The organism is Pseudomonas sp. NUPR-001, assembly GCF_052147955.1.
Lineage (GTDB): Bacteria > Pseudomonadota > Gammaproteobacteria > Pseudomonadales > Pseudomonadaceae > Aquipseudomonas.
The window spans coordinates 5935078-5949154 of sequence record NZ_CP197353.1; the positions used below are offsets into that span (position 1 = coordinate 5935078).

General features: G+C 61.2%; 13 protein-coding genes. 8 read left to right on the plus strand and 5 right to left on the minus strand.

What is annotated here, in order from left to right; translation table 11 throughout:
* Positions 1-142 precede the first annotated feature (142 nt).
* Positions 143-1006, plus strand: a complete 864-nt coding sequence (locus ACP6KB_RS27315) for a YicC/YloC family endoribonuclease (protein ID WP_442110872.1) — start codon at positions 143-145, stop codon at positions 1004-1006.
* A 13-nt stretch (positions 1007-1019) separates the two neighbouring features.
* Complete coding sequence (gmk, locus tag ACP6KB_RS27320; protein ID WP_442110874.1) at positions 1020-1640, plus strand: guanylate kinase; 621 nt, start codon at positions 1020-1022, stop codon at positions 1638-1640.
* A gap of 21 nt (positions 1641-1661) precedes the next feature.
* Here gmk and ACP6KB_RS27325 read toward each other — a convergent pair whose 3' ends face one another.
* From ACP6KB_RS27325 to ACP6KB_RS27340, 4 genes are all read right to left on the minus strand, one after another.
* Complete coding sequence (locus tag ACP6KB_RS27325) at positions 1662-3212, minus strand: APC family permease (RefSeq protein WP_442110876.1); 1551 nt, start codon at positions 3210-3212, stop codon at positions 1662-1664.
* 112 nt (positions 3213-3324) lie between these two features.
* Complete coding sequence (locus ACP6KB_RS27330) at positions 3325-4104, minus strand: gamma-glutamyl-gamma-aminobutyrate hydrolase family protein (protein WP_442110878.1); 780 nt, start codon at positions 4102-4104, stop codon at positions 3325-3327.
* Positions 4105-4118: 14 nt separating this feature from the next.
* Complete coding sequence (locus ACP6KB_RS27335; RefSeq protein WP_442110880.1) at positions 4119-5612, minus strand: aldehyde dehydrogenase; 1494 nt, start codon at positions 5610-5612, stop codon at positions 4119-4121.
* A gap of 18 nt (positions 5613-5630) precedes the next feature.
* A complete protein-coding gene (locus tag ACP6KB_RS27340) occupies positions 5631-7013 on the minus strand; it encodes a glutamine synthetase family protein (RefSeq protein ID WP_442110882.1) in 1383 nt (460 codons plus the stop codon).
* Between the two features lie 243 nt (positions 7014-7256).
* Here ACP6KB_RS27340 and ACP6KB_RS27345 point away from each other — a divergent pair, with 243 nt between their 5' ends.
* The 5 genes from ACP6KB_RS27345 (at position 7257) to ACP6KB_RS27365 (ending at position 11993) form a co-directional block, all read left to right on the plus strand.
* Positions 7257-8135 (plus strand): LysR family transcriptional regulator, encoded by an 879-nt coding sequence (locus ACP6KB_RS27345; protein WP_442110884.1) that lies wholly within the window; start codon positions 7257-7259, stop codon positions 8133-8135.
* A 225-nt stretch (positions 8136-8360) separates the two neighbouring features.
* The gene (rpoZ, locus tag ACP6KB_RS27350; RefSeq protein ID WP_028942466.1) at positions 8361-8627 is read left to right on the plus strand and encodes a DNA-directed RNA polymerase subunit omega; all 267 of its coding nucleotides are present in this window, start codon (positions 8361-8363) and stop codon (positions 8625-8627) included.
* A 60-nt stretch (positions 8628-8687) separates the two neighbouring features.
* On the plus strand, positions 8688-10796 hold the full coding sequence (spoT, locus tag ACP6KB_RS27355; protein ID WP_442110887.1) for a bifunctional GTP diphosphokinase/guanosine-3',5'-bis pyrophosphate 3'-pyrophosphohydrolase: 2109 nt from the start codon (positions 8688-8690) through the stop codon (positions 10794-10796).
* A gap of 23 nt (positions 10797-10819) precedes the next feature.
* Positions 10820-11200 carry a RidA family protein gene (locus tag ACP6KB_RS27360; RefSeq protein WP_038615925.1) on the plus strand — a complete coding sequence of 127 codons (381 nt, stop codon included), beginning with the start codon at positions 10820-10822 and terminating at the stop codon, positions 11198-11200.
* Positions 11201-11258: 58 nt separating this feature from the next.
* Positions 11259-11993 (plus strand): hypothetical protein, encoded by a 735-nt coding sequence (locus tag ACP6KB_RS27365; RefSeq protein ID WP_442110888.1) that lies wholly within the window; start codon positions 11259-11261, stop codon positions 11991-11993.
* A gap of 8 nt (positions 11994-12001) precedes the next feature.
* On the opposite strand, the gene ACP6KB_RS27370 is transcribed toward ACP6KB_RS27365, so the two are convergent.
* Positions 12002-12862 carry an SDR family oxidoreductase gene (locus ACP6KB_RS27370; RefSeq protein ID WP_442110890.1) on the minus strand — a complete coding sequence of 287 codons (861 nt, stop codon included), beginning with the start codon at positions 12860-12862 and terminating at the stop codon, positions 12002-12004.
* Between the two features lie 195 nt (positions 12863-13057).
* Between ACP6KB_RS27370 and exbB the strand changes: the two genes are divergently transcribed.
* Positions 13058-14074 (plus strand): tonB-system energizer ExbB, encoded by a 1017-nt coding sequence (gene exbB, locus ACP6KB_RS27375; protein ID WP_442110892.1) that lies wholly within the window; start codon positions 13058-13060, stop codon positions 14072-14074.
* The last annotated feature ends 3 nt before the right edge of the window (positions 14075-14077 follow it).

Sequence of the window (14077 nt, forward strand, 5' to 3'; positions counted from 1 at the left end):
GCGGCATCGGTCGGTTTTTTCCGGAAGTTGCCTGAGTGTTTGTAACATCAGTGGATTGGGAGCCAGCGCCGCACTGCGCTACAATCTTGCGCCTTTGCAGCCGGTTGGCTTTTTCTTGACCCTTTTTTGCGAGGTACTCCCCATGGTGCACAGCATGACCGCTTTTGCTCGTGTCGAGCGCGCCGGTAGCCAGGGCACCCTGATCTGGGAACTACGCTCGGTCAACCACCGCTACCTGGAACCGCACCTGCGTTTGCCCGAAGCCCTGCGCGATCTCGAAGGCGCGGTGCGTGAAGCCCTGCGCCAGGGCCTGTCGCGCGGCAAGGTCGAATGCACCCTGCGCTTCAATGAAGAAAGCACCGGCAAGCCACTGCAGGTTGACCGTGAACGCGCCGCCCAACTGGTGGCTGCCGCCGAGACCGTCGCCAGCCTGATCAAGCAGCCGGCACCGCTGAACCCGCTGGAAGTGCTGGCCTGGCCGGGTGTGCTGGTCGCCGACGCCAATGACCCGCAAACCCTCAACAACGAAGCCATGGAATTGTTCGTTGAGGCGCTGAATGAACTGAAGAACGGCCGCAACCGTGAAGGCACCGAACTGGCCCGCCTGATCAATGAGCGCCTGGACGGCATGGCCAGTGAAGTCACCACCCTGCGCGCCCTGGTGCCGCAGATGCTGGCCGCCCAGCGCCAGAAGGTCCTCGACCGCTTTGCCGACATGCAAGCCGAGCTCGACCCGCAGCGCCTGGAGCAGGAAATGGTCCTGCTGGCGCAAAAAAGCGACGTTGCCGAAGAACTCGACCGTTTGAACACCCACATCACCGAAGTACGCCGGGTGCTTAAATCCGGTGGCGCCGCTGGCCGACGCCTGGACTTCCTGATGCAGGAGCTCAATCGCGAAGCCAACACCCTGGGCTCCAAAGCCTTCGACCCACGCAGCACCCAGTCCGCGGTCAACCTCAAGGTACTGATCGAGCAGATGCGTGAACAAGTACAGAACATTGAGTAAGGCCACACCCACCATGAATCACAGCAGCGGCACCCTTTATATCGTTTCGGCCCCGTCCGGCGCTGGTAAAACCAGCCTGGTCAAAGCCCTGATCGACGCAGACAACAGCATCCAGGTTTCGGTCTCGCACACCACCCGCGCCATGCGCCCGGGCGAAGTGCACGGCGTGAACTACCACTTTGTCGAGCACACCGAATTCAAGCTGATGATCGAGCAAGGCGACTTCCTCGAGCAGGCTGAAGTGTTCGGCAATTTCTACGGCACGTCGCGCAGCGCGCTGCAGCAAACCCTCGACCAGGGTCACGACCTGATTCTGGAAATCGACTGGCAAGGTGCTCAGCAGGTGCGCAAGTTGATGCCTGAGGCGCGCTCGATCTTCATCCTGCCGCCGACCCAGGAAGCCCTGCGTCAGCGCCTGACCAACCGTGGCCAGGACAGCGATGAGATCATCGAGGGACGGATGCGTGAAGCCGTGAGCGAGATGAGTCATTACGACGAATATGACTTCGTCATCATCAACGATGACTTCGCCACTGCGCTGGAAGACCTCAAAGCGGTATTCCGCGCCAACCGCTTGCTGCAGGCGCACCAGCAGCAGCGTCATGGCCAGCTGCTCAAGCAATTGCTTGCCTGAGCAACCAGCTACTCCAGCCGCTTAGCGGCGGCTGGAGACCATGGCGTGACGTTGCAGGGTCATGCCCAGGAAGAACGCCGGCGCCCGCAGGCGTGACAGCATCATCAGGCCCAGCCCCAGCAGGGTGATGATCACTGCGATCACGAACACCAACCCCAAACCACCCACGTGCGAACCGCTGCCGAACGACGGCGAAGCACTGTCGTAGGCGGTCTGCAGGAAGATCACCGAGAGAATGCCACCGCCCAGCAGCGGGCACAGGCCACGCATCAGGAAGTGACGCACGCTGTCGAACAGGCTGCGGCGGAAGTACCAGACACAGGCATACGCCGTCAGCGAGTAGTAGAAGCAGATCATCATGCCCAGGGCAGTGATGGTGTCGGCCAGTACGTTTTCACTCAGGGTACGCATGGTCACGTAGAACACGCCCGCCGCCACACCGGCGCAGATCGTCGCGTAACGCGGGGTTTTCGAACGTGGGCAAATGTTGGCGAAGCGCTCCGGTACCGCACCGTAGTAACCCATGGCCAGCAAAGTGCGCGCGGGCGCCACGAAGGTCGACTGCAGCGAGGCTGCGGTGCTGGCCAATACCGCGATCGACATCAGAATAGCCAGCGGGCCCATGACCGGACCTGCCAGGTGAGCAAAGACGTTTTCCTGGATACGCGGGTTGTTCAGGCCCAGGCCATCTTCGCCAATACCGGCAAACTGCAGCGTGGCAATCGCCGTTACCAGGTACAAACCGAGAATCAGCAGTACGGTCAGGGTCGCCGCACGGCCGGGGGTGTCACCGCTGCCCACGGACTCTTCACTGATGCTCAGGCACACGTCCCAGCCCCAGAAGATGAAAATCGACAACGACAGACCAGCAGCAAATGCCGAGAAAGATTCGACGCCGAATGGATTGAACCAGGCAAAATCGAATTCCAGCGGTGGCATCGGCGCCGACTCGCCAAACGCGGCCATGGCAAAGCCCACTAGCACCACCAACTGCAGCGCCACCAGGCTGTACTGCACCGTCATGGTGGTGGTGATCCCGCGGCAGCAAATCCACACCGCCATGGCAATGAACACGCAACAGGTGACGATGTTGATCAATAAGTTATCCGCCAGCGCCGCCACCTCGTGGCTGCCGGTGATCTGCCCAAGGAACAGATAAAAGAAGTCGACGGCCACCCCCGCAAGGTTGGACAGCACAATGGTGGTGGCTGTGACCAACCCCCAGCCGCCGATCCAGCCGATCATCGGGCCAAACGCCCGCGCCGACCAGGTAAAGGACGTACCGCTGTCCGGCTCTGCCGAGTTCAGTTCGCGGTAGCCCAGCGCTACCAGCAGCATCGGCAGGAAGCCGACGATGAACACCGCCGGCAGGTGCGCGCCGACTTCACGTACGGTTGGGCCGAGGGCGCCTGTGAGGGTGTAGACCGGTGCAATGGTGGAGATACCCAGGACAATGCTCGCCAGCAGCCCCAGCCGACCTGCGTCGAGCCCTTTGGTTGCTTTCGATGCACCGCTTTCCTGGGTGCGAGCCTGTCCCATACCTGGGGACAGGCCTGCTTCGTATTCGCTCATGAGTAGTTGCCGCCGCTTTTACTATTGTTTTTCAGGGCGCCCCGCAGCGCGCCCACTTGCACTCAATGAAACTTGTTGCCTGGTAATGCAGCTCCGGATCAACCGGATACCCTCATAGGGTCTTCTCCCGGTGACGCTCACCCCTTGCACGGGCCAGACATGCCTGACGAAACGCCTCGAACAGACGCAACGAAACCGGGTTGTCGGCCAAGCGGTATTCGGGGTGCCATTGCACGCCGACCACAAAGCCTGGGGCATCCTCCATGGATACCGCTTCGATCAATCCGTCCGGCGCCAGGGCCTCGGCCCGCAGGCCGTCAGCCAGGCGATTGATGCCCTGGCTGTGAAGCGAATTGACCATGAAGTGCTGCTCCAGCCCCAGTCGTTCGAACAGCCCGCCGGGCTGCACGGTAACGCTATGGCGTGGGCTGTATTGCTCTTCCAGTGGCGCGTCCTGCGGCTCGCGGTGGTCGAGGAAACCTGGCAGCTCCTGCACCCGCTGGTGCAGCGTGCCGCCCAAGGCAACGTTCAATTCCTGGAATCCACGGCAGATGCAGAACACCGGCACACCGGTGGCAATGGCGGCCTGCAACAACGGCAGGGTCAGCCGGTCGCGAAACACATCGTGCTTCGTACCTTCCACGCTGGGGGCGCCATTGTAATGATGCGGCTCAACATTAGAAGGCGAACCGGTAAAAAGAATGCCATCGAGGCGTTCCAGCACGCGCTGCGGGTCACCCGGCTCGGCACGTGCGGGAAGGATCAAAGGGATGCCGGCAAAGCCTGCCGCTTCGACATACTTGTCGCCGACGGTATGCGACGAGTTATTGCCCAACTGCTGACGACAGGCAGAAATGCCAATCAAAGGCGGCAGGTCATTGGTAGTTTGCATGGGTTCACCCTCCCTTACAGCTTGATCCAGGTCGCCTTGAGTTCAGTGTATTTGTCAAAAGCGTGCAGCGATTTGTCCCGACCATTACCCGACTGCTTGAAGCCGCCGAACGGTGCAGTCATGTCGCCGCCGTCGTATTGGTTGACCCACACGCTGCCTGCGCGCAAGGCGCGAGCGGTGTTATGGGCACGGGAGATATCGCTGGTCCAGACTGCCGCTGCCAGGCCGAACGGTGAGTCGTTGGCAATGGCCACGGCCTCTTCGGCACTGTCAAAGGTGATTACCGACAGCACCGGCCCGAAAATTTCCTCGCGGGCGATGCGCATGGCATTGGTGACGCCATCGAAGATGGCCGGCTGCAGGTAAACACCACAGGTGTCTTCCAGGACCCGTTCGCCACCGGTGAGCAGGGTGGCGCCATCGGCCTTGCCCGCTTCGATGTAGCCCAGCACGGTGTCGAGCTGGGTACCGTCCACCAGGGCCCCGACGCGGGTTTCTGGGTCCAGTGCATGGCCTGGTTTCCAGGCCTTGAGGGCTTCGACCACCATCGGCAGGAAGCGCTCCTTGATGCTGCGCTCGACCAACAGGCGCGAACCGGCAATGCACACTTCGCCCTGGTTGAAGGCGATGGCCGCAGCGGCGGCATCGGCAGCTGCTTGCAGGTCTGGGGCGTCGGCGAAGACGATGTTCGGGCTCTTGCCGCCCGCTTCCAGCCAGACCCGCTTCATGTTCGATTCACCGGCGTACACCATCAATTGCTTGGCAATACGCGTGGAACCTGTGAACACCAGGGTATCGACGTCCATGTGCAGGGCCAGGGCCTTGCCCACGGTGTGGCCATAGCCGGGCAGAACGTTGAGCACGCCCGCCGGCAAACCAGCATCGAGCGCCAGCTGCGCGATACGGATCGCGGTCAGCGGTGATTTTTCGGACGGCTTGAGGATCACCGAGTTACCGGTGGCCAGGGCCGGGCCGAGTTTCCAACAGGCCATCATCAGTGGGAAGTTCCACGGAACAATGGCCGCAACCACGCCGACCGGCTCGCGGGTGACCAGACCCAGCTGGTCGGACGCGGTTGCAGCAACTTCGTCATAAATCTTATCGATCGCTTCGGCGTGCCAGCGAATGGCGTTGGCCGCAGCGGGGATATCAATGCTCAGGGCATCGGCAATCGGCTTGCCCATGTCCAGGGTTTCCAGCAGCGCCAGCTCTTCGGCATTGGCCAGCAGCAAGTCGGCGAAGGCAATCAGCACGCGCTTACGCTGGGCCGGGGCCTGCTTGGCCCACACACCACTGTCAAAGCTGCGCCGCGCTGCAGCCACGGCACGCTCGGCGTCGGCGCTGTCGCAACTGGCGATCGTTGCCAGCAAGCGGCCATCGACCGGGCTTGAACAATCGAAACTGTCACCAGCAACACTGGCGCAATACTGCCCGTCGACAAAGGCGCGGCCTTCGATCTTCAGGGTCTGGAACAGCTGTTCCCAGTGTTCACGTGGTGCAATTGTCATTGTTGTTATCTCCGGGCATCACACGGTATGCAGGTACCAGTTGTATTCGAGGTCGGAAATCGACACCTCGAATTCGGCCATCTCGCTTTCCTTGCAGGCGACAAAAATGTCGATGTAGTCGGGGCTGATGTATTTGTTCAGCACTTCGCTGTCATCGAGTTCACGCAGCGCATCGCGCAGGTTGTTCGGCAGGCTCTGCTCCAACTGCTCGTAGGAGTTGCCTTCAATCGGCGCGCCCGGCTCGATCTGGTTAGTCAGACCGTGGTGGATGCCCGCCAGAATCGCCGCCATCATCAAGTAAGGGTTGGCATCGGCGCCGGCCACACGGTGCTCGATACGCACTGCATCGCTGCTGCCGGTCGGTACGCGAACCGCCACGGTACGGTTGTCCAGGCCCCAGCTTGGCGCATTGGGCACGTAGAACTGAGCACCGAAACGACGGTAGGAGTTGATGTTCGGGCACAGGAATGCCATCGACGCCGGCATGGTTTCCAGCACACCGCCAATGGCGTGGCGCAGGGTTTCGCTCTGCTCGGGGTCATCGCTGGCGAAGATGTTCTTGCCGGTTTTCTTGTCCAGCAACGAAATATGCACATGCAGACCGTTGCCCGCCTGGCCCGGGTAAGGCTTGGCCATGAAAGTGGAGTCCATTTCATGGTCGTAGGCGATGTTCTTGATCAGGCGCTTGAGCAACACCGCGTAGTCGCACGCTTTGATCGCGTCGGCAACGTGGTGCATGTTGACTTCAAACTGCGCCGGGGCGCTTTCCTTGACGATGGCATCGGCAGGAATGCCTTGCTCTTTCGCCGCTTCCAGCATGTCTTGCAGGCAGTCGACGTACTCGTCCAGGTCGTCGATCAGGTACACCTGGGTCGACTGCGGACGCTTGCCGGAAATGGGCGAGCGCGGCGGCTGTGGACGGCCGTTGAGGTTGTCCTGGTCGATCAGGTAGAACTCAAGCTCGAACGCTGCGCAGATATCCAGGCCCAGGGCGTCGAACTTCTCCACCACACCGCGCAGGACTTCCCGCGGGTCGGCGAAGAACGGCGCACCGTCCAGCTCATGCATGGTCATCAGCAACTGAGCGGTAGGACGCTTCTGCCAGGGTTCGTAGCTGAGCGTGCCGGGAATCGGGAAACAGATGCGGTCGGCGTCGCCGATGTCCAGGCCAAGGCCGGTGCTTTCGACGGTCGAACCGTTGATATCCAGTGCGAACAGAGAAGCCGGCAGGTTGATGCCCTTCTCGTAGACTTTGACCAGGCTCGCACGCTCGATGCGCTTGCCGCGTACCACGCCGTTCATGTCTGCAATCAGCAGATCGACAAATTGCACCTCAGGGTGGGCCTGGAGAAATTCACCCATCTCGTCGAGAGGGATGGCGCGCGGGGAGACCGACGTCATGGCTAGGCATCCTTTGATTTTTATCGAACGATTGTGGAGGAGGTACTGCGGCGCTAACGGGAGCGGCGATGGTTCAGTTTGTTCTTTTTAAAAGTGTCCATCGTGGGGACTGCAGAACGCTGTCAAATAGGACTCACGTTCCACATTCTGACAATGTTACGAGTTGATTCACGACTGCTGCCTCACTATAGAATGGCCCCAGCGCAACAGACATTGGCATTTAGGCAAGCAAAGAGTGCACCCATGCAATATCAGATCAGTCACGCCGACCTCTCGCTGGTACTCGCCCTGGTACGCGGCCGCTCACTGGCAAAAGCCGCAGAGCTGCTGCGGGTGGATGTTTCGACGGTGTTCCGCTCGATCCGGCGCATGGAAGCTGCCCTTGGTACCGCGTTATTCGTAAAGAGCCGTAAAGGCTACATTCCCACCGGCACCGCCCAGGCCCTGGCAGAGCAGGCAGAGCGCGCCGAACAGGCACTGGATGCCGCGCGGGTGGCGCTGGAGCACGGTGAACAGGTGGTCAGCGGTACCGTTCGTCTGACATGTACCGATGCGGTGCTGCACAGCCTGTTGCTTCCGGCACTGGCTGAGTTCATGCCCACCTACCCTGCTTTGTCACTTGAACTGGCAACCTCCAATACGTTCGCCAACCTGAGCCGCCGCGATGCCGACCTGGCCTTGCGCCTGACCAACTCGCCACCCGAACATTTGGTCGGCCGATGCCTGGGTTCGGCCTCCTACGTTGTGTCTGGCCTGGAGCACTACCGCGAAAAGCTCAAGCAAGCGCCAACCAGCCTGCCGTGGATCGCCCCGGATGACACCATGCAGGATCACGCCACCGAGGTGTGGCGCCGTGAGCACCTGCCGGGCGTTACGCCGCGCTATCGCTGCAGCAGCATTTCTGCAATTGCCCAACTGGTGACCGCTGGCCTGGGCGTGGCTGCGCTGCCCGACTACATGGCCCATACCCTGCCGGGCGTCGAGCCGCTGAGCGATGCCCTGCCGGGGTGTGACACCGAAGTGTGGCTGCTGACCCGTCCGGATTGCCGCGCGTTGCGTTCGGTGCAAACCCTGTTTGATGAGCTGACACCGCGTTTGCGCGATGCGTTGGCGCGCCAGTAGCCGCTATCGCGGGGCAAGCCCGCTCCTACAGGCTCCGGTGGGAGCGGGCTTGCCCCGCGATGCTTTCAATCAAACAGTTGTGCCAGAGCCCCGGAACTGGTTATCGTCAAGGCATTCAGGGCTCGAAGTGAAATCAGCGCTTCCCTAATGGCTGGTGATTTTTTAAACTATCGAGTCCGCTCGCCCATTCGGGCTGAACACCGCATTTGCTACTTGAGGAAGACCATGGCCCGCGTAACCGTTGAAGACTGCCTAGAACACGTGGATAACCGTTTTGAGCTGGTCATGCTCTCTACCAAGCGTGCCCGTCAGCTGGCCACCGGCGGCAAAGAGCCGAAAGTGGCATGGGAAAACGACAAACCTACCGTCGTTGCCCTGCGTGAAATCGCTGAAGGCATCTGCACCCCTGAATTCATCGCTGCCGAATCCATTGTCGAAGTCGAACCTGCCTTTGCTTTCGGTAGCGAGGAAGAGGCGAACGAGGCCGTTTAAGCCTATGCCTGGTCGACGTGGTGCGGCGCAGGTCCTTTTTCCTCGGCAGGAGGTAATCCTGTGCCGAGCATAGACGCCCTCGCCGATCGCCTGTCGACCTACCTCGGCGCCGACCAGGTCAACCTGGTGCGCCGGGCGTACTTCTACGCCGAACAAGCCCACGACGGCCAACGCCGTCGTAGCGGCGAGCCTTACGTCACGCATCCGCTGGCGGTGGCAAGCATCCTCGCCGACATGCACATGGACCATCAGAGCCTGATGGCGGCCATGCTCCATGACGTGATCGAAGACACCGGCATCGCCAAAGAAGCCCTCAACTCGCAATTTGGCGAGACGGTGGCCGAACTGGTGGATGGGGTCAGCAAACTGACCCAGATGAACTTCGAGACCAAGGCCGAAGCACAAGCGGAAAACTTCCAGAAAATGGCCATGGCCATGGCCCGGGACATCCGCGTCATCCTGGTCAAACTGGCCGACCGCCTGCACAACATGCGCACGCTTGAGGTGCTGTCAGGCGAAAAACGCCGACGCATCGCCAAGGAAACCCTGGAAATCTACGCCCCCATCGCCAACCGCCTGGGGATGCACAGTGTGCGCGTCGAGTTCGAAGACCTGGGGTTCAAAGCCATGCACCCGATGCGCTCGGCGCGCATCTACCAGGCAGTCAAACGTGCCCGTGGCAACCGCAAGGAAATCGTCAACAAGATCGAAGAGTCGCTGGCCCACTGCCTGGCGGTCGACGGTATTGAAGGCGAAGTCAGCGGCCGCCAGAAACACCTGTATGGCATCTACAAGAAGATGCGCGGCAAACGCCGGGCCTTCAACGAGATCATGGATGTCTACGCATTCCGCATCATCGTCGACAAGGTAGACACCTGCTACCGCGTGCTCGGCGCTGTACACAACCTGTACAAACCGCTGCCTGGCCGCTTCAAAGACTACATCGCGATTCCCAAGGCCAACGGCTACCAGTCGCTGCACACCACGCTGTTCGGCATGCACGGTGTACCGATCGAAATCCAGATCCGCACCCGCGAAATGGAAGAGATGGCCAACAATGGCATTGCCGCGCACTGGCTGTACAAATCCAGCGACGACGAACAGCCCAAAGGCACCCATGCCCGCGCCCGTCAGTGGGTCAAAGGCGTGCTGGAAATGCAGCAACGTGCAGGCAACTCGCTGGAATTCATCGAAAGCGTGAAGATCGACCTGTTCCCGGACGAGGTCTACGTGTTCACGCCCAAAGGCCGCATCATGGAGCTGCCTAAAGGCTCCACGGCGGTCGACTTCGCTTACGCGGTGCACACCGACGTCGGCAACAGCTGTATCGCCTGCCGGATCAACCGCCGCCTGGCGCCGCTGTCCGAGCCCCTGCAAAGCGGTTCGACCGTCGAGATCGTCAGCGCCCCGGGCGCCCGGCCGAATCCTGCCTGGCTCAATTTCGTCGTCACCGGCAAAGCCCGTACCCACATTCGCCATGCGCTCAAACTGCAGCGCCGCTCCGAGTCGATCAGCCTGGGCGAACGCCTGCTGAACAAGGTCCTCAACGGTTTCGACAGCGCCCTGGACAAAATCCCCCAGGAACGCGTTCAAGCCATGCTCAGCGAGTACCGCCTGGAGCAGATCGAGGACATGCTCGAAGACATCGGCCTGGGCAACCGCATGGCCTATGTCGTGGCCCGGCGCCTGCTGTCTACCGAGGGTGAGCAGCTGCCAGCACCTGAAGGCCCGCTGGCGATTCGCGGCACCGAAGGCCTGGTACTCAGCTACGCCAAGTGCTGTACGCCGATTCCGGGCGACCCGATTGTCGGCCACCTGTCGGCTGGCAAGGGCATGGTCGTCCACTTGGAGAACTGCCGGAACATCAGCGAAATCCGCCACAACCCGGAGAAATGCGTACAGCTTTCCTGGGCCAAGGACGTTACCGGCGAATTCAATGTCGAGCTGCGCGTCGAACTGGAGCACCAACGCGGCCTGATCGCGCTGCTGGCCAGCAGCGTGAACGCCGCCGACGGCAACATCGAGAAAATCAGCATGGACGAACGCGATGGTCGCATCAGCGTGGTCCAACTGGTGGTCAGCGTGCACGACCGCGTGCACCTGGCCCGCGTGATCAAGAAACTACGCGCCCTGACCGGTGTGATTCGCATCACCCGCATGCGCACGTAGCCTAATAACAGCAAGGAGTCATCATGACCAAGACCGTCATCACCAGTGACAAGGCCCCAGCCGCCATCGGCACCTACTCCCAGGCGATCAAGGCCGGTAACACGGTGTACATGTCCGGCCAGATCCCACTGGACCCAAAAACCATGGAACTGGTTGAAGGTTTCGAAGCCCAGACCGTTCAGGTCTTCGAAAACCTCAAGGCGGTTGCTGAAGCTGCAGGTGGTTCGTTCAAAGACATCGTCAAACTGAACATCTTCCTGACCGACCTGAGCCACTTCGCCAAGGTCAACGAGATCATGGGCAAGTACTTCGAACAGCCGTACCCAGCACGCGCCGCCATCGGTGTTGCCGCGCTGCCACGCGGTTCGCAAGTTGAAATGGACGCGATCCTGGTCCTCGAGTAATACCCCGCGCGGCGAGCCGCCCGGCTCGCCCTCGCTTTGCCCCGGAAAGGACCCCGCCATGCGCCATGCGCTCGCCCTGACCCTGGCTGCCGCACTGCTGAGCGGATGCGCTAGCCACAAACCCGAAGATTACAACGGCATCTGGATCAACCAGAAAGCCATCGATACCGCCGCCAAAGGCGTCAGCCTGCGCCAGGCCCTGCAAGACAACGGCCCGAATTTCGAATGGAAGGTCAATGTCGCCGCCGGCCAAGCCAGCTTCGACAACGGTTTTGAAATTGCTGAAGGCCAGCTGAACGCTGGCGAGAAGCAGTACCAGGTAACATTCCCCGGCAATCTGGTTCAGACCCTGGTGCTCGAAGGTGACGAACTGGTGCAGCAAACCAGTGATGCCATGCCGCAACAAACCTTCGAAAAAGCCGAAACCCCCGCTCCGATGGGCGCGCGCACCGGCACCACCTTCGAACAGGCGCTGTACAACGCCTACCTGGGCGGTGAGTGGAAGGTCATCGAAGGCCCAGGCCAAGGTGGCACGGTGCACTTTCGCGACAACGGCAGCGTCGAAGGCCTGCCCAACCTGGACCGCTACGCCCTGTGCCTGGCCGGCGACTGTGCCGACATGAGCGGTGCCAACGACAGCCTGTGGCTGGAGCGCAACCAGAAAGGCGCGCCGTGGATCTTCAAGCGTGACGGCGATCAGCTGGAAATCCTGCGCGCCGTCAACGGCGCCCAGCCTGACGAGAAACCAATGCTGCAACCTGGTGCTCGTCAGTGGCTGCTTGAACGCGACTGAGCTGACGCTTAGTCGTTGCGCCCTTCAAGGATTGCCGCATAGCCTTCCTTGAAGCTCGGGTACTGAGGCACCCAGCCCAGTGCCCGGGCGCGAGCGTTGCTGCAACGCTTGCTACCGGTGCGACGCACCCGCTCCGATTCCGACCACTGCGTGACGCCCATGTACTGGCGCAGCCAGGCCACCACTTCGGCCAACGGTGCCGGCGCATCATCGACGCCGATGTAGCAATCTTCCAGCGTTTGCCCCTGGGCATCAGCTGTGATCAGGAAGGCCAGCAAGCCCGCGGCGTCTTCGGCATGAATTCGATTGGCGTACAGCGGCGGCTCTTCGGTGACCCGATAACCCTGACGCACCTGACTGAGCAACCATTCACGCCCCGGCCCGTAGATGCCGGTCAGACGCACAATGGAAGTCGGTATGCCGCTGGCCAGCGCCAACTGTTCGGCCTCAAGCATCACCGTGCCGCTGTAGTTTTGCGGCTCGGTCACCGATGTTTCGTCAATCCATTCGCCTTGCTGCTGGGCATACACCCCACTGCTGGACACGAACAGCAAACGCCGTGGCGCCTGTCCGCGCTCGGCCAACCAGCTCAGGACGTGCTTGAGGCCATCAACATAGGCGGCTCGATAACCGGCCTCGTCATGCTGGCTCGCTGCCGCACAGTAGACCAGGTAGTCCGGCGCCTGTGTCGGCCAGGTGGCAGGGCACTGCGGGTCGAACAGGTCGGCAGCGACCGCCGTCACCCCAGCGGGCAGCTCGCCCACACTGCGGCGCAGGCCACTTACTTGCCAGCCGCCAGCCAGCATTTGCTTGGCCAGGCGACTACCGACATCACCACACCCGACGATCAAAACAGACGACGCAGACATTGCCGAACTCCGTAAATCAAAGGCCAAGCCTATCCAAATAAATCGATAGGCGGCTAGCGATGATGGAAAAAAAGTAACTTTATTACTTCTGCTAACAAGAATTACTTGCAATAATGGCCGCCCAATTTTGTTCTCGGCCTGTATCGAGGCCTGGAAGGACAACCACCTCTTTCTTCTTCATCAGGTCCGGCCAGCATGACACGTATCCAACCTTCCGCTTCGCCAACCACGCCGCGCGTATGGCGCGCCATTGCAGCGCTGATGTTCAGCCTGGCAGTGGCCCCGGCTGCATTGGCCGATGAGCCGACCACGCCTGCTGCGACCCCTGCCGCTGCCGTAGCACCTGCTGCTGCCCCTGCAGCACCGGGCACCGAGCCTGCTGCCACGCCAGCTGATCCAGCTGCTGCCGCCGCTGCTCCTGCCGCCGCGGGTCAAGCGCCGATCGAAGGCCAGGTCGCCAGCGAAGCCGCTGAAGTTGAAGCACTGGTTGAAGACACCAGCCTGGGCATGGCCCACGACCTGTCGCCATGGGGCATGTACAAAAACGCCGACATCGTGGTCAAGATCGTCATGATCGGCCTGGTCATTGCCTCGATCATCACCTGGACCATCTGGATCGCCAAAGGCTTCGAGCTGATGGGCGCCAAGCGCCGTCTGCGTGGCGATATTGCCCTGCTGAAAAAATCCACCACCCTCAAGGAAGCCAGCGATGGCGCCAACAAGGAAGGCACCCTGGGCCATTTGCTGGTCCACGATGCCCTGGATGAAATGCGCCTGTCGGCCAACACCCGCGAGAAAGAAGGCATCAAAGAGCGCGTCAGCTTCCGCCTTGAGCGCCTGGTAGCCGCCAGCGGCCGTAACATGAGCAGCGGCACCGGCGTCCTGGCAACCATCGGTTCCACCGCACCGTTCGTCGGCCTGTTCGGTACCGTGTGGGGCATCATGAACAGCTTCATCGGCATCGCCAAAACCCAAACCACCAACCTCGCCGTGGTTGCCCCGGGTATCGCCGAAGCCCTGCTGGCTACTGCACTGGGTCTGGTTGCAGCGATCCCGGCGGTGGTCATCTACAACGTCTTCGCCCGCTCGATCGCTGGCTACAAAGCCCAGGTATCGGACGCTTCGGCAGAAGTCCTGCTGCTGGTCAGCCGCGACCTGGACCACCAGCCAGCCGATCGCGCCACTGCACCTCACATGGTGAAAGTGGGGTAATCC

Coding starts and splice junctions, on each gene's coding strand:
- ACP6KB_RS27315 (WP_442110872.1), top strand. CDS start 143: ATGGTGCACAGCATGACCGCTTTTGCTCGTGTCGAGCGCGCCGGTAGC.
- gmk (WP_442110874.1), top strand. CDS start 1,020: ATGAATCACAGCAGCGGCACCCTTTATATCGTTTCGGCCCCGTCCGGC.
- ACP6KB_RS27325 (WP_442110876.1), bottom strand. CDS start 3,212: ATGAGCGAATACGAAGCAGGCCTGTCCCCAGGTATGGGACAGGCTCGC.
- ACP6KB_RS27330 (WP_442110878.1), bottom strand. CDS start 4,104: ATGCAAACTACCAATGACCTGCCGCCTTTGATTGGCATTTCTGCCTGT.
- ACP6KB_RS27335 (WP_442110880.1), bottom strand. CDS start 5,612: ATGACAATTGCACCACGTGAACACTGGGAACAGCTGTTCCAGACCCTG.
- ACP6KB_RS27340 (WP_442110882.1), bottom strand. CDS start 7,013: ATGACGTCGGTCTCCCCGCGCGCCATCCCTCTCGACGAGATGGGTGAA.
- ACP6KB_RS27345 (WP_442110884.1), top strand. CDS start 7,257: ATGCAATATCAGATCAGTCACGCCGACCTCTCGCTGGTACTCGCCCTG.
- rpoZ (WP_028942466.1), top strand. CDS start 8,361: ATGGCCCGCGTAACCGTTGAAGACTGCCTAGAACACGTGGATAACCGT.
- ACP6KB_RS27360 (WP_038615925.1), top strand. CDS start 10,820: ATGACCAAGACCGTCATCACCAGTGACAAGGCCCCAGCCGCCATCGGC.
- ACP6KB_RS27365 (WP_442110888.1), top strand. CDS start 11,259: ATGCGCCATGCGCTCGCCCTGACCCTGGCTGCCGCACTGCTGAGCGGA.
- ACP6KB_RS27370 (WP_442110890.1), bottom strand. CDS start 12,862: ATGTCTGCGTCGTCTGTTTTGATCGTCGGGTGTGGTGATGTCGGTAGT.
- exbB (WP_442110892.1), top strand. CDS start 13,058: ATGACACGTATCCAACCTTCCGCTTCGCCAACCACGCCGCGCGTATGG.